Below are 24,838 nucleotides of genomic sequence, written 5' to 3' on the forward strand. Positions count from 1 at the left end.
GGAAGAAATGTTCCCTTTTTTCAAAAAGAAGGTTTCCGAAGTTAAAAAAACAGGATTGGATGATACAGTTTCTTCTTCTGACCTTGTGAACGAACAGGATCAAAGGCAGGAAGAAGAGGTAGAAACAGCCCTCTCCTTCCACCCTGCCTGGAATTTAGAGAAAGAACAAGAATACGTATTTCGTTTCTTGAACAATGAACTTTCCCCATTAAAGCCGAACCAGATTTCATTGGCCGGAGTGGAGATGTCAAATGATGGGCAGCAGGTCGCAGTGACCGCTTTTGTCCGGAACAGCCTTCAGAAACCGATAAAAATGGAAAACGTAGAGCTGTTATTAATGAAGGAAGACGGATCGATATTCGGAAGAAAAGAATTCGACTTCGCGGAAATCGGGGAAATCCCGGCAGAGAGCAGCCGACCTTGGGTATTTACCTTCGAGAAGGATTTCCTGTTAACGGAAGAAATCCCTTCAGACAACTGGAAGCTTGCCTTCAACGTCAGCTCCCTTCAACCGCATCGCCTTGATTTGGAGCCAACTTGGGAAGCCCAGCTTTCCGAAGAGGACAAATCTAAATTAGAGGAAATTGTGAAATCGGTTCCTAAGCCTAATCCAAAAGAGTTTAACTTGATGGGGCTGTCAGCTAAATTTATGGACAGCGGGAACTTGAACGTCACCATCCTGCTCCGTAATGGAAACTCACGAGCGATCAAACTCCAGCAGCTTCCACTTGAAATTAAAGATGCTGCAGGTGAAGTTGTCGCAAGAGGCGGATTTACCCTGGAAGACTTTGAAGTAAAAGCAAACACAACCAAGCCATGGTCCTTTGTTTTCCCTAAAGAAATGATTTTAAAGGAAAACCCGGATTTCAGCAGCTGGACAGCTAGCCCAATTCAATAAAAACAAACAAAAAACGCTTGTGGCCCTATGGGACCTCAAGCGTTTTTTCATGCCTTATTTTACTTTAAACTGCGTATAATGATCATTCTTTCCTAAGATGCTGCTTGTTGAACGTGCGTATCTTGTTACGACCAGCTCATAAGTTTTTCCGGAGGCATATCCTCCCGCTGGCGCCGCTACCGTAACTGTTTTATCACTTTCAAGTTTTACTGTTGAAGAAAGCCTGTTTCCATTGCTGTCCTCTACGTAAATGGTTTGATTATTGATCGTTGAGCTTAACATTGGTGTGCTGAATGTGATAGTCCATTTTTTCGCAGTATCCACTACCTTAGCTGAAGAATCTGCCTGGAATGATGGTTCAATTGTATCAGCGGTATATTCTGCCTGAAGTTTGTCCAAATAAATGAACCCTCTATTTTTCAATGCTGCTTCCGGTTCAGCCAGATAGATGCTGCTGAATTTCACTGGGTAGGCAATGCCGCTTGGAATGCTTGCTTTGACGTATTTCCAACCATACCAATTCAATCCGCCGTAAGCTGTGAAATCAACCGTATACTCTTTGCCGTTAGCATCCAATACTTTTCCTCTCAGCCAATGTTTTGCTCCATCGCCGTACACCCATACTCCGAGCTTTTGCGGCTTTCCTGGAATGGCCATTGGCTGCTGTGCCGTCATATAAGCAGCAGATACAGCAGTTCCGGTATTCGTAAAGTCATAGCTCAATTTCAGAGACGCAGCCCCTTCTTTTGCTTGCAGAACGGTCTCAGAAGCAATAGAGCTTGCTGCGTTCGAATTCACCATAGACAAGTTATATGCATTATTCAAGCTGTGAAGCACATATGGTTTTGTGCTTACTTCCACTGGAATAGTAATCTTTTGCGATCCGTAGGAGGCTGTGATGCTTCCTTTCGTTTCTACATTGCCTGCGGTAAATGTCAGATTATTCACTGTCCCTACATTTCCATTCACAGTGAAACTTACGGCACTTGGATTAAAGATCATCGGCTGCCCATTAGAAGAAACAGCTGTGACTTTTAATGAAGTGGCATCTCCCGGCCCGGCATAAATAGATGCTGGCGCCACACTCAGCTTGCCGACCTCATCTACGACTGTCACAGGTACACGAGCAATCCCGCCTTGATAGTTAACAACGACGGTGCCTTTTCCTGCTTGGTCTGCAACAAATTGATTTCCTTCAAAATGACCGACAGATCCTTCAACAGAGAATAGGGCTTTGCTGCTGTCGACATTCAATTTGTTGTAGTATTGGTCCATGACTGAAGTTACTTGGAATCCAACTGATGCACCTTTTGCGATGACGCCAGGTGACGTTTGCTTCGCTTCTACATAAGTCGGTGTACCATTCGGTGCCGTACTGACTGCATTCAATGTTGCACTGACTCTTCTTTCCACGCCATCGGATGGCTGATTCACAAGCGAAGCATACTCATCACCATGCTGACGGGCTACCATAGCCGTGGAGCCGCCGCCATCCAAGTTTAATGCATAGTAAGCCCCCATGGACGCTAAGTAGTCAGCGAATTCCTTCAGTGTCATCCCTTTGCTGAAGCCTGACTGCCTTCCGTCGACTGTCACAAAGAACACTCGGGATCCAGTCGCATCAACAGCAACTGCCGTACGAGGGCTCCTTGTAGTATTTCTCGGACTGGTAGCGTCGATAGTCATATTAGCTTTTCCATTCTGGACAAGGAGCGGTCCGCTTGCCAGCATGAACTGAGAATTTTTCCACTTATCATCTACATCAACTGACAGGGAAACTTCATCGCCGATTTTTAAATCACGTATTTGATCGACAGCTGTACCTTGTGCAGAAATAACATACCCGTCTTTCGGGATGGAAGCACTTGTAGATTGACCATAGGGACGAATGCTAGTAACTTTTCCTTTGACCTCTTCGCCGTATGTCAAACCGTAGTCCACTGATTTAGGAACACCAGTAACTACTACTTCAAGGCCAAACTGGTTTGTGCGGGTATGGTCATAGCTATATGCCGATGTGTACAAGATGCTTTCATTTTCATTTCTTACTCTGTTAAACGAATTCAAGCTATACGTTTGATTGTGGTGTGAAATATATATTTGAAGATTAAAAGGACTGATTTGCCCCAACCCGCTTGCATTGATTCCAAATGCAGCCGGTACGTACATAAAATCATTCGATTGATTCGATACAGCACCTAAATTAAGCAGCCGGTTCCCTTGTGAAAGCAAATATGCCGGGAAACCAGTGTCCGTGTGAAATAAGGATGCATTGACTGCCCCTACCACATGATGGCCTTCAGTTGTATCTCTTTTTGCCATATTACTTACCGTTGCAGTAGAATTAATCGGGTTCGGGATTCCCATTTCAAGTTTCGTGTATGGATCGTTTAAATTAATATCAAGGGTATTGATCGACTGTGAATAGCCTGAGACAGTCGTAGAGGTTTGATCGTGCGTTACCCCAGGCGATACCTGGACAGCAGCGCTTGCACCTGTTGCCGTGGCTTGAGTGAACAATAGGGCTCCAAGAACTCCCCATGCCAGCTTTTTTCTTAACGTTGCAATTGCCAATGAAATAACTCTCCTTTTCTCCTAAAAAATATCCAAATTCGACTCCTAATATATGGATGCAATTAAAATTATAGCGAAACTTGTAAAAAATTAATATATAAAGTTATAAAATAGCAAAAATAAAGACTAATGTCATGCGTAAATAGACACAAAAAAAGAACATCCGTCCCATTAACGAATGTCCTTTTCCGGCTCAACCTTCACCCACGCGCTTCTATAAAGTTCAAAACAGGAATTTTACTACAAATATATTTTACCATATTATGTCCTAGTTACAAGATAAAATATGAAAATATTAGTCATCTTGGATAACTTATGTTATTAAAGAAAATATTGGTTTATTTTTAATCCTTCCATTTACGCAACCTTTTCCACATTGCTTTCGTCAAAGTGGTAAATATTCCATTAACTGTAACTGATAATTATTAGAAGCAGCCATGGTTAGGAGGATCTGGATGTTTAAACGCATTGCAGCAATAGTAATTTTATTAGGGGTATTAGGTGGATGTGAATCACCTCAAAATGGAAGTGTAAAGGCTGGCCAAGGTGCGGAGCCTATAAACGATATTCCCGCTCAAGCAGAGCCCATAAACCACGCGAAGGTAGATCAGTCCATTAAATATTATAGCAAGTCTTACATCCAATCTCTCGATGATTTGTTCATAAAATCTGGGCTTGGAGAAGTGGGAATGGGAGGATTGGACAGAGGGACGGCACATCCTTTATACGATTTATTGAAAGAAGGCGAGTCCGTTAAAATCGATGTTCCTAGGCTGATCAAAGAAGGTTATACCTATGATACTTTTCTTTATCATTATAATGTGGATAAAAAAGAATTCGAGCTTGTCAAAAAGATGGTGTTAGATAATACGAAGCACCGGTACAGCTATTTCAAACTTTCCAACAATCAAAATCAAATTTACTATATAAAAAATGTTTTAATAAACCCGGAAAAGAAAGAAGTCCAAAAAACTTACAGGCGAATTTTCGTTCTATATGATATTAAGAATGCCCGTATTGATGTGGATCAAAAGGTATACTATCCCTTGGATACTGTGAAGGTTAAATTAACCAATCTCGGAACCCAGGATCTATTGACTGGGCTTGGCGTATACCTTGAGAAGTGGCGTGATGGCAAATGGCAATCCTATAAATACCAACAAGCAGTAGCTGATGTTGGAATCGTATTACCTCCAGGAGTCAGCCACACCAATACCATTCCAGTAAAAGCCCTTACACCCGGCTACTATCGAGTAACCGATCAATCAGATACTAAAAGGATTGCTGCTACCTTTCAAGTGTCGGTAATCAAAACGATGGAATAGGCTTAGCTGCCTCTTTCCTCATTATTTTAACGGGTTTCTCAAAGTACTTGATCTGATCCTAAAACAACAACGATTTGGAGGATAGGGAATTGTTTAAACGTTTATCTACAGCAATTATCCTTTTATTGGTGGTATTAGGAGGATGCGAATTTCAGCATGCGAGTGTCCAGACGGTTCAAAACAAACCTCCAGGGATGGACTTGCCAAATCAAGGAGTTCCGATCAAGCATAAAAAGTTGGATCCCCCTTTGGAATTCTCCAACAAATCTTTCGTTGATTCACTTGATGCCTCTTTTAAAAAGTCTGGCTTCGGTGATTTTGCAGCTAGGAATTATCGTATGGTCCAAATTATGGAACGAAGCGAAAAAGTTAAAATCGGTGCTCCGAAGCATATAAAAGATGGTGATACCTATGAGACTTCCCTCTATCATTACAATAATACTACAAAAGAATTCGAGCTAATGAAGAAGTTAATATTGGATAAAACCAAGCAACGCTCCGCCTATTTAAAATTATTAGAAGATGAAAATCAAGCTTACTATATGAAGAGTGTTTTGATTAATCCTGAAAAAGATGTTGTGGAAGAGTCCTTTAGGAGAATCTTTGTTCCCTATAAGTATAGGAATTACAGAATAGATGTCGACAAAGATGTTTATTACCCCAATGAAACTGTAAAAGTTCGAACGACTAATCTGGGGACTAAGAAAATGGGAACTGGCACAGATGAATATCTGGAAAAGTGGACCGGCACCAAGTGGAAGCATTATCAATATGTACTTTACTCAGAAATGATCTTAAAGATAATCCCCCCTAATAGGAGCCACACCAACACCATTCCAGTGAATAAACTTACACCTGGTTTCTATAGGGTGATTAATAAGGATGGGGAAAATAGCTTCGAAGCTGCATTTGAAGTAAAGAAAGCAAAAACTAGGGAATAGGCATTGCGTCATATCCCCTCATTAATTTATCGGGTAACTCATAATACTTGGTGATTTAAATATAAGCAAAACAGTATTCGGAGGAGATGGTATTGTTTAAACGTTTCTCTACTTTAATTATAATTGTGCTGGTTTTATTAGGAGGCTGCGAATCTCAGCATGGCAGTGTCCAAAAGATTCAAAGCAAACCACCCGGGATGGACTTGCCCCATGAAGCATTCCCCATCAACCATGAGATAATGGACCATGCTGTTATATTCTCCAGCAAATCTTATATTCAATCACTGGATGCGTCTTTCAAAAAGTCGGGTTTTGGTGACTTAACAAGTCTAGATTATCACGGTGGTAAAATCATGGAGCGAAGCGAGTACATTAAAGTCGATGTACCAAAGCTAATAAAAGAAGGATATACCTACGAGTCTTCTCTATATCATTATAATGATGATAAAAACGAATTTGAATTGATTAAAAAGTTAATCTTAGATAAAACTAAGCACCGATACGGCTACTTAAAACTATTAGATGATCAAAATAAAGCATATTATATGAAGAGTGTTTTGATAAATCCTGATGATAAAGTTGAGGAAACATCATATAGTAGAATTTTCGTTCCCTACAAATATGAGAATTATAGAATTGATGTTGATAAAGATGTTTATTATCCTTCAGAAACTGTAAAAGTAAGTACGACCAATTTGGGAACTGACTATATGACTACTGGAATAGGTGGGCACCTTGAGAAGTGGACCGGCAGCGAGTGGAAAGAATTTAAATATTCAGATGCAGATGGTCCAGTTACATTGGTAGAAATTATGATGCCTCCAAATGGTGCTTACACAACCACTATTCCAGTTAAAATGCTCACACCCGGTTTCTATAGAATGACCTCTATTAGAGGCAACAGAAGAATTGGTGCTTCATTTGAAGTGAAGGAAGCAAAAACGAGGGAATAGGCTTAGCGGCCTCTTCTCTCATTCTTTTACAACTTTCAACTTATCGATTTTATCAGAAATGAACGCAATGTATTTCTCATCTTTCTGGAGCTTGAAAATAAACAATGCCTTTTCAAAATATTTTATTGCCAGCATGATTTTGTTTTCGAGTTCGTAATTGTAGCCTAGATGGTAGTGGAGTTCACCCAAACAGTACAAGTTATCCTTTTTGATACAGTAATTAATCGCCTCTTTACAATGCTCAATGGATTCTTCAAAGCGTTCCTGTCGAGTATAAGCTCTGGCAATATTATAAAATAGCTTCGGTTTAATACTGACATCTTTAACATATGGAAGCAGTTCTAGATGTTCCTTAGCCAATTTATAAATATTGAGCGCCGCATCAAAGTCACCCTCCTCAGAATAGATGGTTCCCAGAGAAAGGTAAATCTCAATCTCCCTTTCCGAAAATACCTTCTCAGAGGATTGAGTCATGGATATTGCATCTTTCAAACAGGAAATCGACCAATCACGATTTTTTTTGTTTAAAATATAGGCTGCAATTCCTTTGTGCCACAGAAGCAGCTGCTGATTCTTCTTATTTTGAGTAAATAAAGGGTTTTTTTCCTCGGACTTCACGATTTCCAACATTTCTGAGTAGCTCATTCTTCTTCTCGCCGACCCAAGAACCTCCTCAACTTCCTGAACATAATCAATCCTTGGTGTCGTTCCGATGTCAAAGAAATAATTGACATCAAGACCCAGCCGCTGAGCGATCAAGTATAGCGTGGAGGCATATGGATACACATCGCCTTTTTCAATTTTGCTGATCTGCGCTTGGGTACAAATCCCCTCTGCTAATTCTTCCTGAGATAGTCCCATCAATTTTCTTAATTCCCGAATTTTTTTACCAATAACTGAAAAGTCCATCAATTAATCCGCCCCTAAATATTCCTAAAGTTATATTTTTCATCATGCAGATTCGCTTTGAAGGTAAAAATACCTATTTCATCTCTCTAATCACTTCTGATTCGATATTGCTTAAAATTCAATTTGTGATTTAATATAGTTAATAACTATTCTATACTATCTAATTATTTTGACAATAAAAGGAGGAAAAATAATGAAAAAAACACTTTTTGCTATTATCGCTGCTTCTCTTTTGGTTTTTGGTGCCGGAGCTACATTGAATGTAAGTAAACAAGAGAACGCGGAACTTCCGCCATTATTCTCACAAACTCAAGAACTTCCACCACTATTCTAATTGTACCATTACTGAACGACAAAGTTATCAGAAAAATACCTCTACCTTTAACACCCTGCCAAGTCAGGGTGTCTTTTTTTATTCATTTTCTCCTATAGTTATTCTTTCAGGAATATGCTTCTAGTTATAAGAAATGTAGAAAACCCCTGAAAACAGTCCCCATTTCCTATTTATTCTCTTTACATCACGATACATTAGATATACATTATTTCTATCAACCTGTTAATTTATAGTTATAAAGAATCAATTACCAATTCCAGGAGGTGCAAGATGAAATGAATGAACTTGAAATGAAGATTGAACCCTCTTTTCTTGATCAAGACAATGTTATTGTTTTTTCATTCGACTTCATGAGTTTTTCGAATAAAATTGGAGAAGGTGTCGTCTACACGTATTCAGAACATAATCATCCTCACCCCTTAACCTATAACTCACGTGAATGTTTTGATTTAATGCCAGTTCTGAAAAATCAAAATGGCAATATAGCCGTAATACATGACCTCACTATATTAGAAGAATATAAAGAATACTCCATGAAAAAAATGCTTCACTTTTTAAAAATCATTGGAATCAGCAAAGTGTATTTTGCTAACAGCATTTCCAACATTGCAGTTGGATGAATATGAAAAAGGATAGGACGTGCATGGCACAATTCCTATCCTTATTTTAATTTTGACTTTTTTCTATGGCTCCCATACCCTCCAGAATGATTTTGGCATCAGTGTTTAAATACTGCCGTATTTCGTCTTTTAGAAGAAGCGCTGCATGGTTTTTAATGCTGAGCTTAAGCCCGCGAAGATCAAACTTTTTTGCATACGCATTGATCGCATTCACAGCCATTATCTCAGGTCTTGTCAATGGCTGTTCTCCCTTATCATTTCTTGCCAAAATAAAATCGAAAAGCTCCCTAGCATTTCCTTTTAGCAGGTGTCGATTATCCTTCAGCCACTCCAGGTTTTCTTCTATATAAATACGTGTAGAAACCAAATCATGCTCGTCTACTGCTGTTTGAATTTTTCTTAAACACTCGTATGAATCCATCTTTTTCTTCCCCCTTCAGCGCATGCCTTATTACTTATTATCGTCATTGTAAATTTAATATGAAGAAGGACTTTAGAAGGAAAAATCACAGGCGTTTCTTAAATGGAACAAAATAACAACTATATCATTGTTTTCTTTTGATAGAATGAGTATATAGAGTTTAAATTATCCATATTTACTACATATTATTTCTATTTATATATTTAAGGAAAATAAATTTTGTAGTTTTAAATGAGAGGAAGAATAAGATGAGTACACCACTAAATTATCGTAAATTCGCAGCATCCATGACTACAGCAGCGGTAGTGATAACAGCTATTGCACCAGCAGCTGCTGCAGCAAGCTTCACAGATGTTTCAGACCGCTACAAGGAGGCAGTAGACCTTCTTCTATCAAAAAACGCCACACAAGGTGTGAGCGCTGATAAATTCGGTACTGATATGAACATCAAACGAATCGACGCAGCTGTCATGGTGTCAAAGGTATTGGACCTAAACGTAGATTCTGCTCCAGCTTCCGGATTCACAGATGTACCTTCTGATAGAGCGAAATACGTAAATGCCCTTAAAGCAGCCGGCATCATCAACGGTAAATCAGCCACTACCTTCGATCCGCAAGCTAACATGACACGTGCCGAAATGGCAAAAGTAATTGCTCTTGCCTATGATCTCAAAGGAACATCCGACCTGCCTTTCACAGATGTCAGCAAAACTTTTGAGCAATACGTTAAAGCACTCTATGAAAATGATATCACTCAAGGCAAAACTGCTACGCAATTCGGATCCAATGCCAACGTGACACGTGGAGAGTTTGCACTGTTTGTATATCGTGCTGAAGTGCCTAATGTGGTGGATGTATCAAGTTTGAGTCTAGAGCAAAGTAAGCCTACTAATATCACTACTACGCATGATGTTAATCAAGATTTTGCTGCTGCGAGTGATTTTGTTGGTGGTTTGGAAGGAACTATTGCATCTGGGCTAATTGCAGGAGGCAGATCTTTGTAGTTTTATACATTAATATGATCATTAATAAAATCCCCTGTCGCTATTTGACAGGGGATTTTTCATTGAGAAAACTTACTCTAATTGTAGCTATCCTCATACGTTCTTAATAATTCATTAGTCAGAAGGCAAATTATAAATAGACTCTAAATGCCTACATTTTCTTACAAAATTCAGCATAATTTAAATTAATCAAACGTTTGATTAAATATTGGAGATATCTATGTTAAATCTACATTTGGCTACCATTCCACTTGAGGAATTTGTCAAATGGTGCAACATAAGAAAACAGGATTTCCAATTCAACTGCATTGCTTTAATGTATTCTACAAATGAAAAGGCTCTATGGAGAATTATCTCCATAGAGCCTTTTAACTATCTTTCACACTTTAGAGGGTTGGGGATCAGGTACCAATATTATAGTTTTATTAATTAATATAATTTTCACTTAAACCCCTGTTGCTCTTTAACTGGAACTTTTTAAAAAAACTTACTATGATTACATCTGTACCAAATCTCTGTTATGATCCATAAGTCAGATGACTAATTAAAAGGTATCTTTATACCGAACTCTTTCTACAATACTCACATTAATTTAAATTAATAAAACGTTTGATTGAATATTAGAGATATTTATGTAAAATCAACATTTTTTTAAATTTTAACTTTATAAAAATTATCGGGTAGTTGAATAGAACATGAGAAAACTCTATATTTACTTAGCACAATTCCTTAAATAACCTCTACACACGAAATATCCCATTTGAGAATTCTTTTACTGACATTTATACTTTAGAGTGTTGGGGAACAGCACCAATTTTAAGATTTTGAACACGATGTAACCCTCAATGTAAATATTATATTGAGTAGTTGAGGAAAAGTAAAAATCATTCCTACTTTTTATAAGTCTATATTCATTGAAATTAAATTTCTTTTGAAAAAATAAGCTTATCTTTTACGAAAAGGGCTGCCAAATGCTTGGCAGCCCTTTTCCAATTAATTTTTCTTAATATTACTTAGCAACAGTTAATACTGTATCGTATGTCAATGGGTTACCTTTTAAATCCATGCCATCAGTAGTATCTGCTACTTTAACAGTAATAGTACTGTTAGCAAGTTGAGTTGCAGTAATTCCAGTAGATAAAGTTACTACTAAGTTTTTGTCATCTGCAGTAGTTCCAGTACCTACGGATGCAATTCCTGCTTTAACTCCATCTACATACACTTCAAAGTCATCTCCAGCAGCTGCTTGAACAAGTTCAGCATCATGTACTGCTTCTGAGAATGTAAGATTAATGTCAGTCGCATTTACTAAAGTAGCTGAGCTTAATACAGGCATAACGTTTTCAGATAAGTTTTCAGTTGAACTGAAACTATTAATTGCAACGTTATTTTCACCTTTAACACTGTTAGAGATTTGGAACGAACGGTCTCCGCTAAGAGCGATTGAACCGTCTTTAAGAGTTAATTTAACTAAAGTCTTGTCTCCAACAAATACAGCTGAATCAAATACTTTAACACCATCAATCATGTAGTTATCTGGGTTAACAGCCGTAGAGCCCATTGATTTTGAATATTTTACATAGAAAGTATTTCTTGCAACAGTAGCAGGACCACCTACAGCAGAAGCATTTTCCCCAGGAATATAAATATTGCTAATTGCAGGAGTTGCTGTATCAGATGAAGCATTCAATGTAAATGCCACATCTAAAGCTGAAGTTCTAGCAGTTGTACCATCGGAGATACCAGCTGCAGGAATGCTTAATTTATAACTTCCAGCTTCAAATCCAGTTACTTTAATTTTAATTGTGTTACCAACCACAATGACATCATTAGTTTCATCAATTGCTGCTGTTCCAACAGTTTTAAGGACATTATCTGGAGTAGTATAGCTTCCAGTGATCTCAACACCTTTAACTGCTGAAAGATTTGGTGCTTCATTAAATGTTAATTGTACGTATTTATCAGTTGTATCAGAAACTACTTCTGTCTTTTCTAGTACTGGTGCACTCAATGTAAATGCAGAAGCTTTTGTATAATCTGCTCCGGAATTACTAGATAAGTCTTTGTATCCAGTAATAGCTAATGAATGTACACCCTGAGTAGTTAAACCAGCTTTTGTGATTGTTAATGTATTTGTAGAAGAATCAAAAGTCTGCGTTTCACCAGTTACAGGTGTTCCATCAATTGAGAGATTAGCATATTTCCCAGCAGAGATTAGCTTTAATTTCTCGCTGAATTTCACTTTTACAGTAGTTGTATCAACAGTTGATACTGAAGAAATTGTTGGAGCTACAGTTTCATTTACAGTTGATTTAACATAAACCTCAACTGGAGCAGAAATTAAGTTTAGAGATTGATCTTTAGCACCAACTACTACAACTTTATATTCCTTATCCGTAGTCAAACCACTGATTGAAATTTGGTCATCACCGGTGCTGTAGTTTACAGTCATTGAAGAAGTAACATCTGTGCTACCATCATACACTGCAACATTACCACTTGTGCTTAAGTCTTCAGAGAAATTCAAAACTGCTGTTCCAGCTTCAGGATAAGTTACACCTGTATAAACTGGTTTCACGTTATCTTTAAAGTTGATAGTTTTTGTGAATTTATCTGTCATAGATGTAGAATCAGCTTTAGTATCTACTTCATTTACAATCGCAACGAAAGTAGTATCGTTTTGAATTGCATTATTTAATGTAAGAACCACAGTTTTGTTATCATCTTGAAGAACTGGAGTCCAAGTTGTACCAGCAGGCACACCAACTAGGCTGTAAGTTCCTGCGTTTTCAGCAGTTGTCTTATTTACCTCAACGTTGAATTTCACTTCTAATTTTTTTGCGTTAATTGCACTTACACTCACAACTTCTGGAGTTGCAGGAGTCATATGCTCAGCACGGTATACAAACAATGCAAATTCTCCACGAGTTACTTGAGCATCAGAACCGAATTTAGTGTCAGTTTTACCACCAGTGATTCCTGCTTCGTAAAGAGCTTTTACATATTGTTCGAAAGTTTTGCTTACATCTGTGAATGGAAGATCTTTAGATCCAGTCAATTTGTAAGCGTTAGCGATTACTTTCGCCATTTCAGCGCGAGTCATGAATTCATCTGCACCAAATTTAGTTGCAGATTTACCGTTGATAATTCCAGCTTCTTTAAGAGCGTTTACTGCTTTCACTCCACGATCAGGAACATCAGTGAATCCAGCTGCAGGAGCGTTGTCACCAGAAAGTCCTAGTGCTTTTGCTACCATGATTGCAGCGTCTACACGTTTGATGTTGTCGCCAGTTCCGAATTTAGTATCAGTAAGACCATTAGTGATATCTTTAGATACTAGGTAATCTACTGCTTCTTTGTAGCGGTCTGCTACATCTGTGAAGCTAGCTGCAGAAGCAGCAGGTGCGATTGCTGATGCTACGACAGCAGCTGTAGCAGCTGTTGCAACAAACTTGCGGTAAGACTTAGGTTGATAAGCCATTTGTTAGTTCCTCCCTGTTTTGAAAAAAAGTTTAATTTAGTTGAATCGGTGAAGCACCGATCAATTAACTACATGCAGTCAATAATCCTAAACCCACAAATTCCACTGTATGACGTATGAACCATCTTTATTCCAATTAATTCTTTGGAATTTATATGAATCTCATCAACATAATGGGTATGTACTCATATATTAGCAGAATTAGAATTATTAAACTCGTAATCTATTCTATCAAATCAATTGGATTTTTCAACTGTTTTTTACATATTTCTCTATTTCTTTGTAATATAATATTTTCCAGTTGTTTCATTCCCTGAAAATATTTTGCTGGAGAAATAGTTAAAAAGAGCGATAAATCCTCATTTTCTGACAATAATATAGACGAAAGCATCATAAAAAAGGTTTCAAAAAGATTACAAAAAAAACAAAAAATCCTGCGACAAGTTTCGCAGGATTTTTTGTTTTTCTATATGAAAGTGATTAATTTACTTGTTTTTGGTTTTGGTGCAGGAACGCGACTCCCAATCCAGCCAGGATCCAGAAGATAACATTCAGCTGAGGAATAAAGATCAGGTTGTTGGACAGGTTCTGCACCATAAAGGTAGCTCCTCCAACGAATAGCCCAGCAGCAACCACTTTTCCAAGTGTATCCTGTCTGAAATACAGGACAGCAAGCCTCAAATAGTAGACTACATAAATCATCAAGAATGCAAGGATTCCGAAGATTCCTGTTTCAGCTGCTACTTTCAAATAAGAGTTGTGCACGGAATATTCATCATATCCAATATCCAATTCCGGATATTTGGTCACGAAATCTTTGTAGCGTACGTAATAGTTACCCATCCCGACACCAAGAATCGGATTGTCTTTAAACATTACCCATCCTGTTTTCCAAAGCGTAACGCGGGAAACGAGGGCTTTATTCGTAGTGGCATCCTCAGGGGACTGCTCCACTTCTGGCTCATCATTATTGTCGCCATCGGCGTGTTCTCCATTGGAAACCGCACCGGAATGCTTTTTGAATACCAACTCTTCCATCGCATACAAAGCAGAATTTGTACGGGATTGGACATCAGGCATAAAGTACACACCTACTAGCATTACAATAAATGCAAGCAAAATGTGAGGCTTGAAAAAGTTCCTAACAAATGTCTTCGGCATAATCAAGATGACCAAAATGAAACCGGCAGCCATTGTCATCCATGCTGAACGGGTATACGTCAAAATGACGTTAACGACGTAGATCGCATAAAAGACGAACATTAGGAGCTGAGCCGTTTTGTTCTTGAAATAGACGACTGAAAATAAGAACAGAGATGGAATGACAATATTCAAATACCCTGCATAGTAGTTCGGGTTGATCAAAGTAGAATCGACGCGGCCTTTTGCTTCTTGAAGAGCGTAAAGTCCTGCTTTGTTCAATGAGAAGTTAAAGATATATTGGAAGACACCAAACAATCCAACCAGTAAAGCAGCAGCGCCGAATGATAGCGCAAAGTTACGGTATTGCTCCTTCGTGAACTGTACTTTTGCAACGATGAAGAACATGAACACGTAAGACAGATAACGTGCAATCTCCATCACAGCCGGACCGTAGCTGACTGCCTTCACCATCGAAATGATGCTGATCACGAGGAATGCTCCGAAAGCGATAGCAAACCACTTTATCGGAAGATCATTCAACTTAATGCGGCCATTTATATAATCCCAGATGAATACCAGGACCAATATCGGTATCGTAATTACCTCTACAGAAAGAGGAAGCGGGCCTATATACGTTTTAAAATAGAAGATAGGCACAATGAAAAGCATGAGTAAAATCATATAGTACGTGAGTGACTTTTTGTGAGACATTTTAGGTAATCTCCTTTATGAGTTTCCGTTTTTACATTTATCAACATACACGAAACAAGTAGTGAAAACAACAACTAATTTTTTCTTTTCAAGAGGCGTGCATACGTATCCCACGTCAAGGATGCGAGCTTGTCCAATGAAAAATGTTCCTGGGCGAATTGGCGAAGATTTACTCCTTTGTCTCTTAGCTTACCGATTTCCCAATCTTTGTATGCAGATTCGATGGCATTGGCAAATTCCCCTTCATCTCCTACCGGTACAACCCAGCCTTTTTCAGGAGAAGTTATCAGTTCATTTACACCGCCGACATCTGTCGTGATGATTGGAACGTTTTCGTTCGCTGCTTCCAATAGGACCAATGGAAAGCTTTCACTGAATGAGGCAAGAAGCGCCGCATCTGAGAACGAGAATATTGCATTGACGTCTTTTCGGAAACCTAAGAAAGAAACCTGGCTGTTTAGACCCATTTCCTTTACTTTCTCTTCCAGATCTGTCCGGATTGGACCATCCCCGACAAGAAGCAGTTTGATTTTTGGATTATGGAGCTGCTTCAATGCTTTAAAGACCATTTCGTGCCCTTTGACGGGATGGAGGCGGGCAACCATTGTCAGCACAAATACCTCATTCGTTAGCTGCAGCTGCTTTCTTAATTCTTTTTGAGAATCAATTGCCGGTGAGAAATCAATTCCATTGTAGACGGATTGAATCTTCTCTTCCGGGATGCCGAATTCCATCAAGTTTGACTTAAAACGGTCAGATACAGCAAAGAAGTAGTCAATTTTGCGGATGGATGCTAGATTGAGCTTTGTGAATAACCATCCTTTGACGCCCGACTTCATGAAATCAAGCTTCGGATCGCTGTGGATAGTGGTCACCCAAAGAGCAGAAAGCTTCTTCTTTATGAATGTCCCATAAAAGTTTGCCCGGGGGCCATGTGTATGAAGAATGTCAAATTTCTCTTTATTGATAAAAGAAACAAGGCGACTTAGAATACTTAGATCATACCGGGACTTTTGCTTGAACAACTCAACACGTACTCCAACTTGTCTTGCTTCTTCCGCCAGCGGCCCTTCCTGAAAGACAATCAGACACACGTCTTCCTTTGGAAGCTTGGATAAAAGCGTCACGACATGCTTCCTTGAGCCGCCTGTTTCGCCCCCGCTGATCATATGGACAATTTTCATCACACTGTCTCCCTACCATTCAAAATTGCTGTGTTCGTAAAGATAGTTGTTAAAATCCTAATGCCGATTTTAACGTAAAAATAGTAATATCCTGCTTAGGAATTTACTGCTCCAGCTCTTTTCTCTCTTTTTACGATATTTTGAACTTAATACATTGCATATGAAATCAAACTTTAATAGCTAAAGAAAAGAGCCTTAAAAATACAAAAGAAACGGAGCCAGGCTGGGGCCTGACCCCTTGGTTTATCACTTTGAAAACAAAACTCTCATGAGAAACTTAGGCAGCGCCATCTGCCTTTTCAATCGGCTCGGTTCTTTCATCAATCGATATAACCATTCCAGGCCGAGCTTCCGGTAGAATTCCGGCGCCCTTTGGACATGCCCCGCAAATACATCGAAGCTTCCGCCTACCCCTTGGAAAACAACAGGGTGCAGATGGTTCATATGCTCACGGATCCAAAGCTCCTGACGCGGGCTTCCCATAGCTACAAAGAGTAGATCGGGCTTCGCTGCGTTTATTTTCTCTACAACTTTACCCGCATCTTTTTCATAGCCATTCTGCGTGCCGGAAATGTGGATGGCAGGATACTTTGCTTTGATATTCTCCGCTGCCTTCTGGACCACTTCTTCTTTCGCACCATATAAGAACACACCATGCCCTTCATCGGCTGCGAATTTCAGCAGTCTGTCCATCATATCGACGCCGGTCACCCTTGAACGGATGCTCCCCTTCTTCAGCTTGGAAGCCAGAAGGATCCCGACTCCATCAGGAATTTGGTAAGTGGAAGAGTTGATTAATTCCATCAGTTCGGCGTTTTTCTCTGCAGCCATTACCTTTTCCGGATTCACTGCGATGATCGTTGATTTTTCTCTTAAGGCGATTCTTGTTTTTAAATCCTGGATGATTTCTTCATAGTTTAATGGCGATACGTTAACACCAAAATACTGTTCTTTTTCCATTCTATATCCCTACTCTTGGATGGCTTTTAAGTTAGTTAGATCGCCGATGCGGTAAATAAGCAGCTCTGAGAGTTCAGGCACGCAATTTTTTGTATCAAACATCACTGGCGTCTTCATTTTTTTAGCAAGAAGTTCGCCATCAAGTTGTTTAAATTCATTGTGGTCTGCCAAAACAAGGACTAAATGAGCTCCATCGATGGCATCTTCAAACGTATCCAGTTTGAAAGAGACTTGTTCATCGCGTACATGCGGGTCGTAGACGCTAACGTTGTAGCGGGAGTTTCCAACCAATTCTTTTGCGATATCAAGCGCTGGACTCTCGCGGACGTCGTCGATATTTCCTTTATAAGTCAATCCAAATACCGCTACTTTCGGATTTCCAAGTTCACAAGTTAAACGGTCCACCTGGCTGATGACAAAATCAGGCATGGAGTTATTGATTTTTCTTGAAGTTTGGATCAGCGGCGATTCATCAACTGCTTTTTCAATGATGAAATAAGGATCAACCGCAAGACAGTGCCCGCCTACTCCAGGCCCTGGCTGGTGGATATTCACACGCGGATGCTTATTCGCCAATTCAATGACATTGTGAGCATTGACGCCTAGCTTGCTTGAAATTTTCACCAATTCATTCGCAAGCGCAATGTTGACATCACGGAATGTATTCTCCATAAGCTTGGACATTTCCGCAGTGACCGCTTCTGTTTCAATGACATCGCCAGTCACAACAGCACGGTAGACATCCCCTGCCTGCTTGGAAGCTTCAGGCGTCACACCGCCGACAATGCGTGTATTTTCGATCAATTCGATCAAGATGCGGCCAGGAAGGACACGCTCAGGGCAGTGTGCCAAATAGACATCTTGATACGGATCCATGCCATGTTCGCGGATGATCGGTGCAACCACGTCATCCATTGTACGTGGAGGAATCGTGGATTCAACAATGACCACGTTCCCTTTTTCCAAGTAAGGAAGGATCGCTTTTGTCGCATTCACGACATAATCCACGTTGGCTGTGTAGTCATCATGGATTGGAGTCGGAACGGCAATGATGAATGCATCCGCTTTTTCCGGAGACACAGCACCACGAAGCTTTCCATTTGCGACAACTTCCTTCACAAGTTCAGGAAGACCGACTTCCTCTATATGGATTTCACCTTTATTCAATAGTTCAATGACTTTTGGATTTACATCTACTCCGACTACTTCATAGCCGGCTTTTGCAAAGATAGCTGAAGTAGGCAAGCCGATATAGCCCAGTCCCACCACACAAATTTTCTTCATCGTATATAAACCTCGCTTTAATGGTTTGAATTTTTTTGCGACAATTTCCTACATAGTATAGCAGATGATAAAAAAGGATGCATCTACTACATTGCTAGTAATAGATAGTAGTGTTAAAATAAAGTTTGATTTTTTAGTGTGCAATCATGCACACTTTATTTTTTGCCGGGCATTCCGGCAGCAGACATAAGGAGGAATACTTCTTTGAAATTTGTTATTTCTGGCTTTTATGGATTAGGAAACACTGGAGACGAAGCAATCCTGGAAGCAATTATCGATAATTTACGAGATGAATTCAACAACCCAGATATTACCGTTTTTTCTCTTTCGCCAGAGCAAACGGCAAAAGAACACCATGTCAAATCCGTATACCGCGCATGGAGACATGATAATAAAGGAAAGATTAAGGCATTAAAAGAGGCCGATCTCCTCATAAGCGGCGGCGGCGGGCTATTACAGGATGCCTATCCGACCAAATTTTTATTCGGACCGCTTCCTTATTATTTACTAATTGTCCTGTTGGCAAAACTTTGCGGAACAAAAGTCATGTTTTTCTCCCAAGGGATAGGACCTGTGACCTCTACATGGGGCAAAATACTGATGAAAATGGCCAATATGGCTGACTTCATCACTGTACGCGACCAATACTCAAAGGATTTGGTTCAAAAGCTGGGTGTATCGAAACCTGAAACGGTTGTGACATCAGACATCGTTTTCGCATTTAAAGCAAAGCCGGATGATTCTTGCATCAAAACACTTCCGCTTACTGGCAGTGAAGAGCTTGTAGCTGTATCCGTCCGTCCTTGGTTTGAAAAAGTGAAGCAGTTCGAACAGGTCGCACAAGTATTAGATTATTTAATAGAAGAAAAAAATGTGACACCTGTTTTTGTTCCGATGGAAGGCCATCATGACAAAACGGCCAGTGAAAAGGTCATGGCACATATGAAGCATGCTGATAAATGCTTGATGCTCGGCACAGATTTTACGCCGAATCAATACTTGAACTTCATCGGCAATTGCAGCCTTACAATCGGCATGAGGCTGCATGCTCTTATCTTCTCTACTTTGATGGGCGTTCCTCATATAGGTTTAAGCTATGATAAAAAAGTGGAAAGCTTATTAAAGAGAAGCGGCATGTGGAACTATTCTGCCGTTTTGGAAGAAATCAACGTAGATGACATGAAAAAAAATGCCGTGTCACTGCTTGATCACCACGAAGAAAATGTACAGATCGTTAAGTCAAATGCAGCAGCTATGAGAAGCGAAGCATTACGCAATATCGGTTTATTAAAAGAAAAATTCGTAAAATAGCAACCTAACAGGAGGTTCAAACATGAAGATTCTAATTGCGACAGCCTATGACTATCCGCATGCAGGTGGTTTATCGACACATGTTACCACTTTGAAAGCCGGACTGGAATCCAGGGGACATGAAGTCGATATCCTTTCCTTCTCCAATGTTTCACCCGTTTTAAGAAAAGTGTATGCACAAGGTCCCAGCTTCCTTTTAAACAAAGTCAAAAAAGGAAAAGGAATTGTCTGGTCCCATAATGTCCGTAAAAAAATGCTTCAAGCGTTAATCGAAAAGAACAAACATAAGCAATACGACATCATCAATGCCCAGGATCCTTTCACAGCCTTGGCTGCATTTGAAACTGGAATCCCAACCGTTGCCACTGTCCACGGCTATATGACATTTGAATCGATCAGTAAAGGCTCCATGGATGAAGGCAGTGCGGAAGCAGAATATATGAAGGAAGTTGAAAGGAAGGTCTACAAAGGCGCTCGTGCCATCATCACTGTAGACCAGCGCCTGAAGGAATACGTCAAGAAAGAATCAGGAGTTGAAGCAACAGCGATCCGAAACTTCATTGACATCCACGGCTTCAAGCCGGATAAAGATAAAAAAGTGGAATACAGAAAGAAATACAATGTTTCCACTCAGGATAAAGTATTGTTTGTCCCAAGACGTTTAACGAAAAAGAACGGGGTCATCTACCCTGCTTTGGCGATGCCGCGCATCTTGGAAAAACATCCGAACACCCATTTGATCTATGCTGGAAGCGGCGAAGCGATGGGTGAAATCAAGAAAATCGTTGAAGAAAACAAGCTGGAGAAAAATGTTACTCTCCTCGGTGCCATCCCGCACGGACAAATCAAGGAATATTATGCACTCACAGATATCGTTTTAGTGCCAAGCGTCCACTCAGCCGGCGTTGAGGAAGCCACATCCATCTCGGCATTGGAAGCAATGGGATCCGGATCTCCCCTTGTCGCTTGTGCTGTTGGCGGTCTGAAAGAAATCGTCAACCATGAAGTCGACGGCTTGCTTGTAGAAGAGAAGAACGTAGAAGAACTTGCGGATGCGGTCATTGAGTATCTGGACAATCCGTTAAAAGGCGAAGAATTTGCAGCAAGAGCAAGAACGAAGATTGAACAAGAATACTCCCACATCGCAGCAGCCGAAAAATACGAGAGCATCTATAAAAAAGCTCTAAGTAAATAAGAGAACAAGTATCCAAAAAGGAAAGTAAGGTCTTAAGCCTTACTTTCCTTATTTGTACAAAAGAAGGTGCATGAACATGTCCAGTTTAAAAAAGACTGCCATATGGATCACATTACTGGCTTTGGTGTTAAAACTGTCAGGCTTTTTAAGAGAAAGCATCATGGCCAAGCAGTTCGGGGCCAATCACTATACCGATGGATATATTTTGGCATTCTCATTCGTCACGCTTGTCGTTGCAATGATTCAAATCGGTTTTAATAACGTCTTCCTTCCACTTTATATGAAAAATTTAAAGGTCGATAACGATTTGACAGAACGGAATGCCAACGGAATCTTAAATTCCACAATCGTTGTCTTCCTTGTCATTTCAGTAGTCGGAGCTATTTTTGTTCCGTATTTTGTACCATTCATCTACGGACATATGCACCCGACGACAGAAGTGGTCGCCGTTAAGACGACTAGGCTGTTTTTCATTTTCCTCTCACTGATTGCAGTGACTGGGATTTTGGATTCCTACCTCCAGGCAAAAAGAAGCTTTGTCCCTTCCCAGACATCCAAGCTGCTTGCCACATTAGTCGGCGCATTGTTCGCACTTTTATTTTCTGGCATATGGGGCATATACAGCTTGGCCTACGGTTTTATTTTCGGTACATTTCTCGGGATTTTGATTCAATTTTATTATTTGCTGAAAAAGGGATATAGATGGTCCCCGACTTTGAGAGTCGAAAAGGAGTTCCGCAAGACATTTATCGCATTGATCATACCTGCACTTCTAAATTCCGTTGTCGGACAGGTTAATATGTTTGTCGATAAGACGTTTTCTTCCGGCAGCATTTCAGGCGCTGTCACTTATTTAAATAACGCGTCATTGATCGTGAGCATTCCAAATGCTATTTATGCTACCACGATCGCTGCCATAATCTTTACACTTCTTTCTGAACAGATTGATCAAAAAGAAAAGTTTCAAAATACATTTTTCATGGGGATGGAAATTTCCCTCGTCACATTGGCTCCGATTGCAGCCGGACTTTGGGTGGTCGGCGATTCTGCCATCGCATTCATCTATCAGCATGGACAGTTCTCTGCGAAAGATACCGCTAATACTTATGTTGCGCTTATCAATTACCTGCCGCTCATCGTGACGCAAGGACTTCAGTTCATCGTTTCCAAATCGATGTATGCCAGGGAAAAGACAGCCGTTGTCCTACGGATCAGTGTGACAACCATTCTCTTGAACGTAGTTTTGGATTATTTCTTTATGAAATGGCTTGGCTATCCTGGACTGGCGCTCGCAAGTTCCATCGTATCAGTCTACTTCTTGGCCGTATCTGCGATAGTGGTCTATAAAGACTTTGATAAAGGAGAAGCAAACAGACTTTGGTCCCTGCTAATCAGGGTGTTTATTCCGACACTTATCATGGCTCTTCCTCTATTTGGAGTCAAAGAGTGGACTTCGATTGGCAGTCTTTACCCTGTCTTCCAATTAGCGATTCTTGTACCTGCTGGGGTTGTTCTCTACGCTGTTTCCCTGCGTTTTATTTATCGCGAAGGATTCAATCGCTTATTGGGGATATTGAAGAAGAAAAGAAAAGCTTAGGACGCAAATAAGCACGCAGTTTCTAAACTGCGTGCTTTTTATTATTTTGCAATCGGAATTTCTGTTACGAAGTCACCATGGATATAAGCATCTGTGTAAGAATATAAGTCAGGAATTGTTTTGATCCATGTTCCATCTGGTTGAGGAGTGGATTCAAGGATGACAATTGGAAGTCCAACTTTCTTGTAAGTGAATTCAGCAGGGAGCAATGTATTCGGCTGCTGACGAACATTAAGGCCGCTGACACTTGTCACTCCTAGGGAATACTTTCCAAAATCTGCGTTTTTCAAGTAGTTGTCTGCTCGGTACATGTGCCCGGCAATTTTTTGGCCCCAATACGGATCAGATGCATATTTCACGTTCATCCCAACGGATTTATTCCCTGGAATGGCGCCATTATCATAACCGCCGCTTGGGTTAACATATCGACTTGAAAGCTTTTCTGCTTGATAAAGAATGCACTCCTCAAAGGATGTGAATGTTTGTGCACTGTTGTACGGATCGCCGTCATATGCTTTGATGCCGAAAAGGTTAAACTTATCTTTGGCAATGCTGCTCAGTCCATAGTTGCTTTCATGGATTGCATTTGCCAGCAGATACAGTGCATTGATGTGGTATAGTTCTTCTGCTTTCTTAAACGCCGCCCCTTGTGTTTTAAGGGGGCTATCTGTTTTTACCGCATTCACATATTGATTCAATTGATCTGCAGTATAGCTTGTTGTAGTCCTTACAGAAAGATAGTTGAAATATTGATAAGCATCCCCGACTTTTGTGCCGTTTTCATTAAGGAAGGTATGTCCGTCCCAGCTGTAATATTTTACTCCCGGCGTCAGGAATGAAGGAGCCTTTCCATACACATACGAAGCATATGTTCCAGCTGCTGGACTGAAGATATAATGCTCCAGGCTTCCTCCGTTATTCATGTAATAGGATTGGCCTTGTTTCAATTGATTTGGTACAAGCGTAACAGCTGTCTGCTTCACATAGCCAATCGTTTCGGCAATTTGCACCTTCACTTTTTGGTCATCTGCGTCTATGTATCTCAATTCAGTTTGAGGCACAACATATGTCAGCTGTGTTTTCAGATCCTCCGCATAAATGATAGTGATCGCACTATCGACTGTTGCTTTTGCCACGGCAACGCCGGATTTCATTTTGACAATTTGTGTTTGATCCGCACCTTGTGTCACCACTTGATTGTTGGAATCTGTGATGGCAGCGGACGCTTGATCCATTGAAGAGTAGTTCTTGCTGCTGTATTTTAATTGGCCGTCCACAATTGTCGCTACTTTGAAGGTATCGGCATCGCTCGGCGGCTCAGTTTCTTGTTCTTGTTGACTCGCTGTATCCAAAAGACGTGAAATCATGGCTGCTGCCTGATCTCTGGTAGCTTTCTGCTTAGGTTTGAATTCTCCATCGTTGAAACCATTTATTATTCCGTAATGGACGCTTGTTAAAACGGAACTTTTAAAAATGGAAGAAGTAAAATCAGCTTCATCCTTGAATTGGACAGAATCCTTTACTTTTTCAATAACAAGATAATCCAATGCATTGGCAATCATCTGAGCCATTTGCTCACGTGTAACCGGATCATTTGGTCCGAATCTTCCATCGTTGTAGCCATTAATGATACCTGCCTGTGAAGCACTGTTGATCCCAACTGCAAGCTTCGAACTTAGGGCAACATCTTTGAACTTCGGCTCCCCTTCCGGCAATGTCAGTGCACGGGAAAGGAACGTCGCAAATTCACCTCGGGTTACCTCTTTCGCAGGCTTGTAAATACCTTCACCATACCCTTGCATGACACCTGCTGCAATCATGGCTCTCATTTCTTGTTCCAGCGTGATTCCCGTGATGTCGTCAGAAGCGGCCAATGCGCTTTTTCCTTGGAACCCTCCTGCCACTAGAAACAATGCCATAAAAAACAAAAATAGTCTTTTCATGTAGAATCCCCCTGTAAATTCCTGTCTTTCTTTCTCTCATTCTACCAAAT

Annotated in this window: 19 protein-coding genes; 10 read left to right on the forward strand and 9 right to left on the reverse strand. The window is 40.2% G+C overall.

Annotated elements, in window-relative coordinates; all coding sequences use genetic code 11:
* Positions 1–7: 7 nt before the first annotated feature.
* Entirely contained in the window at positions 8–898 is an 891-nt protein-coding gene (locus DFR59_RS15260; RefSeq protein WP_114746532.1) for an accessory Sec system S-layer assembly protein, read from the forward strand.
* Positions 899–952: 54 nt separating this feature from the next.
* Here DFR59_RS15260 and DFR59_RS15265 read toward each other — a convergent pair whose 3' ends face one another.
* Positions 953–3,472, reverse strand: coding sequence for a phosphodiester glycosidase family protein (locus tag DFR59_RS15265; protein ID WP_114746533.1), 2,520 nt, complete (start codon positions 3,470–3,472; stop codon positions 953–955).
* A gap of 455 nt (positions 3,473–3,927) precedes the next feature.
* Here DFR59_RS15265 and DFR59_RS15270 point away from each other — a divergent pair, with 455 nt between their 5' ends.
* The 3 genes from DFR59_RS15270 to DFR59_RS15280 all read left to right on the forward strand — a co-directional run bounded on the left by DFR59_RS15270 (position 3,928) and on the right by DFR59_RS15280 (position 6,691).
* Positions 3,928–4,797, forward strand: coding sequence for an immunoglobulin-like domain-containing protein (locus tag DFR59_RS15270; RefSeq protein WP_114746534.1), 870 nt, complete (start codon positions 3,928–3,930; stop codon positions 4,795–4,797).
* Between the two features lie 89 nt (positions 4,798–4,886).
* On the forward strand, positions 4,887–5,738 hold the full coding sequence (locus DFR59_RS15275; RefSeq protein WP_114746535.1) for an immunoglobulin-like domain-containing protein: 852 nt from the start codon (positions 4,887–4,889) through the stop codon (positions 5,736–5,738).
* 92 nt (positions 5,739–5,830) lie between these two features.
* Complete coding sequence (locus DFR59_RS15280; RefSeq protein ID WP_114746536.1) at positions 5,831–6,691, forward strand: immunoglobulin-like domain-containing protein; 861 nt, start codon at positions 5,831–5,833, stop codon at positions 6,689–6,691.
* 18 nt (positions 6,692–6,709) lie between these two features.
* On the opposite strand, the gene DFR59_RS15285 is transcribed toward DFR59_RS15280, so the two are convergent.
* A complete protein-coding gene (locus tag DFR59_RS15285) occupies positions 6,710–7,600 on the reverse strand; it encodes a helix-turn-helix domain-containing protein (protein ID WP_114746537.1) in 891 nt (296 codons plus the stop codon).
* 193 nt (positions 7,601–7,793) lie between these two features.
* On the opposite strand from DFR59_RS15285, the gene DFR59_RS20110 reads away from it, so the two are divergent.
* Both DFR59_RS20110 and DFR59_RS15290 read left to right on the forward strand, forming a co-directional pair.
* Positions 7,794–7,934: a hypothetical protein gene (locus DFR59_RS20110; protein WP_158538405.1), complete on the forward strand. Its 141-nt coding sequence runs from the start codon at positions 7,794–7,796 to the stop codon at positions 7,932–7,934.
* Positions 7,935–8,209: 275 nt separating this feature from the next.
* Complete coding sequence (locus DFR59_RS15290) at positions 8,210–8,554, forward strand: hypothetical protein (protein ID WP_114746538.1); 345 nt, start codon at positions 8,210–8,212, stop codon at positions 8,552–8,554.
* 46 nt (positions 8,555–8,600) lie between these two features.
* Here the strand turns inward: DFR59_RS15290 and DFR59_RS15295 are convergent, their stop codons facing one another.
* Positions 8,601–8,975 carry a hypothetical protein gene (locus DFR59_RS15295; RefSeq protein WP_114746539.1) on the reverse strand — a complete coding sequence of 125 codons (375 nt, stop codon included), beginning with the start codon at positions 8,973–8,975 and terminating at the stop codon, positions 8,601–8,603.
* 248 nt (positions 8,976–9,223) lie between these two features.
* Between DFR59_RS15295 and DFR59_RS15300 the strand changes: the two genes are divergently transcribed.
* Entirely contained in the window at positions 9,224–9,979 is a 756-nt protein-coding gene (locus DFR59_RS15300; RefSeq protein ID WP_114746540.1) for an S-layer homology domain-containing protein, read from the forward strand.
* A 1,009-nt stretch (positions 9,980–10,988) separates the two neighbouring features.
* Here DFR59_RS15300 and DFR59_RS15310 read toward each other — a convergent pair.
* The 5 genes from DFR59_RS15310 to DFR59_RS15330 all read right to left on the reverse strand — a co-directional run bounded on the left by DFR59_RS15310 (position 10,989) and on the right by DFR59_RS15330 (position 18,742).
* Positions 10,989–13,460, reverse strand: coding sequence for an S-layer homology domain-containing protein (locus tag DFR59_RS15310; protein WP_114746542.1), 2,472 nt, complete (start codon positions 13,458–13,460; stop codon positions 10,989–10,991).
* Positions 13,461–13,940: 480 nt separating this feature from the next.
* The gene (locus DFR59_RS15315; protein WP_114746543.1) at positions 13,941–15,314 is read right to left on the reverse strand and encodes an O-antigen ligase family protein; all 1,374 of its coding nucleotides are present in this window, start codon (positions 15,312–15,314) and stop codon (positions 13,941–13,943) included.
* A gap of 74 nt (positions 15,315–15,388) precedes the next feature.
* On the reverse strand, positions 15,389–16,498 hold the full coding sequence (locus DFR59_RS15320; RefSeq protein WP_114746544.1) for a glycosyltransferase: 1,110 nt from the start codon (positions 16,496–16,498) through the stop codon (positions 15,389–15,391).
* A 246-nt stretch (positions 16,499–16,744) separates the two neighbouring features.
* The gene (locus DFR59_RS15325) at positions 16,745–17,458 is read right to left on the reverse strand and encodes a WecB/TagA/CpsF family glycosyltransferase (RefSeq protein WP_114746545.1); all 714 of its coding nucleotides are present in this window, start codon (positions 17,456–17,458) and stop codon (positions 16,745–16,747) included.
* 9 nt (positions 17,459–17,467) lie between these two features.
* Positions 17,468–18,742, reverse strand: coding sequence for a nucleotide sugar dehydrogenase (locus DFR59_RS15330; RefSeq protein ID WP_114746546.1), 1,275 nt, complete (start codon positions 18,740–18,742; stop codon positions 17,468–17,470).
* A 204-nt stretch (positions 18,743–18,946) separates the two neighbouring features.
* Here DFR59_RS15330 and csaB point away from each other — a divergent pair, with 204 nt between their 5' ends.
* The 3 genes from csaB to murJ all read left to right on the forward strand — a co-directional run bounded on the left by csaB (position 18,947) and on the right by murJ (position 22,845).
* Positions 18,947–20,053, forward strand: a complete 1,107-nt coding sequence (csaB, locus tag DFR59_RS15335; protein ID WP_114746547.1) for a polysaccharide pyruvyl transferase CsaB — start codon at positions 18,947–18,949, stop codon at positions 20,051–20,053.
* A gap of 22 nt (positions 20,054–20,075) precedes the next feature.
* Positions 20,076–21,248 carry a glycosyltransferase family 4 protein gene (locus DFR59_RS15340; RefSeq protein WP_114746548.1) on the forward strand — a complete coding sequence of 391 codons (1,173 nt, stop codon included), beginning with the start codon at positions 20,076–20,078 and terminating at the stop codon, positions 21,246–21,248.
* A gap of 76 nt (positions 21,249–21,324) precedes the next feature.
* The gene (gene murJ / locus DFR59_RS15345; protein WP_114746549.1) at positions 21,325–22,845 is read left to right on the forward strand and encodes a murein biosynthesis integral membrane protein MurJ; all 1,521 of its coding nucleotides are present in this window, start codon (positions 21,325–21,327) and stop codon (positions 22,843–22,845) included.
* Positions 22,846–22,886: 41 nt separating this feature from the next.
* Here the strand turns inward: murJ and DFR59_RS15350 are convergent, their stop codons facing one another.
* Positions 22,887–24,788: an S-layer homology domain-containing protein gene (locus DFR59_RS15350; protein ID WP_114746550.1), complete on the reverse strand. Its 1,902-nt coding sequence runs from the start codon at positions 24,786–24,788 to the stop codon at positions 22,887–22,889.
* Between the last annotated feature and the right edge of the window lie 50 nt (positions 24,789–24,838).

It is taken from the genome of Falsibacillus pallidus, from assembly GCF_003350505.1.
In the GTDB taxonomy this organism is placed as follows: domain Bacteria; phylum Bacillota; class Bacilli; order Bacillales; family DSM-25281; genus Falsibacillus; species Falsibacillus pallidus.

What these genes read in the sequence shown, in the direction of transcription:
- DFR59_RS15260 (WP_114746532.1), top strand. Translation starts at nt 8, where the DNA reads ATGTTCCCTTTTTTCAAAAAGAAGGTTTCCGAAGTTAAAAAAACAGGA.
- DFR59_RS15270 (WP_114746534.1), top strand. Translation starts at nt 3,928, where the DNA reads ATGTTTAAACGCATTGCAGCAATAGTAATTTTATTAGGGGTATTAGGT.
- DFR59_RS15285 (WP_114746537.1), bottom strand. Translation starts at nt 7,600, where the DNA reads ATGGACTTTTCAGTTATTGGTAAAAAAATTCGGGAATTAAGAAAATTG.
- DFR59_RS20110 (WP_158538405.1), top strand. Translation starts at nt 7,794, where the DNA reads ATGAAAAAAACACTTTTTGCTATTATCGCTGCTTCTCTTTTGGTTTTT.
- DFR59_RS15290 (WP_114746538.1), top strand. Translation starts at nt 8,210, where the DNA reads ATGAATGAACTTGAAATGAAGATTGAACCCTCTTTTCTTGATCAAGAC.
- DFR59_RS15295 (WP_114746539.1), bottom strand. Translation starts at nt 8,975, where the DNA reads ATGGATTCATACGAGTGTTTAAGAAAAATTCAAACAGCAGTAGACGAG.
- DFR59_RS15300 (WP_114746540.1), top strand. Translation starts at nt 9,224, where the DNA reads ATGAGTACACCACTAAATTATCGTAAATTCGCAGCATCCATGACTACA.
- DFR59_RS15310 (WP_114746542.1), bottom strand. Translation starts at nt 13,460, where the DNA reads ATGGCTTATCAACCTAAGTCTTACCGCAAGTTTGTTGCAACAGCTGCT.
- DFR59_RS15315 (WP_114746543.1), bottom strand. Translation starts at nt 15,314, where the DNA reads ATGTCTCACAAAAAGTCACTCACGTACTATATGATTTTACTCATGCTT.
- DFR59_RS15320 (WP_114746544.1), bottom strand. Translation starts at nt 16,498, where the DNA reads ATGAAAATTGTCCATATGATCAGCGGGGGCGAAACAGGCGGCTCAAGG.
- DFR59_RS15325 (WP_114746545.1), bottom strand. Translation starts at nt 17,458, where the DNA reads ATGGAAAAAGAACAGTATTTTGGTGTTAACGTATCGCCATTAAACTAT.
- DFR59_RS15330 (WP_114746546.1), bottom strand. Translation starts at nt 18,742, where the DNA reads ATGAAGAAAATTTGTGTGGTGGGACTGGGCTATATCGGCTTGCCTACT.
- DFR59_RS15340 (WP_114746548.1), top strand. Translation starts at nt 20,076, where the DNA reads ATGAAGATTCTAATTGCGACAGCCTATGACTATCCGCATGCAGGTGGT.
- murJ (WP_114746549.1), top strand. Translation starts at nt 21,325, where the DNA reads ATGTCCAGTTTAAAAAAGACTGCCATATGGATCACATTACTGGCTTTG.
- DFR59_RS15350 (WP_114746550.1), bottom strand. Translation starts at nt 24,788, where the DNA reads ATGAAAAGACTATTTTTGTTTTTTATGGCATTGTTTCTAGTGGCAGGA.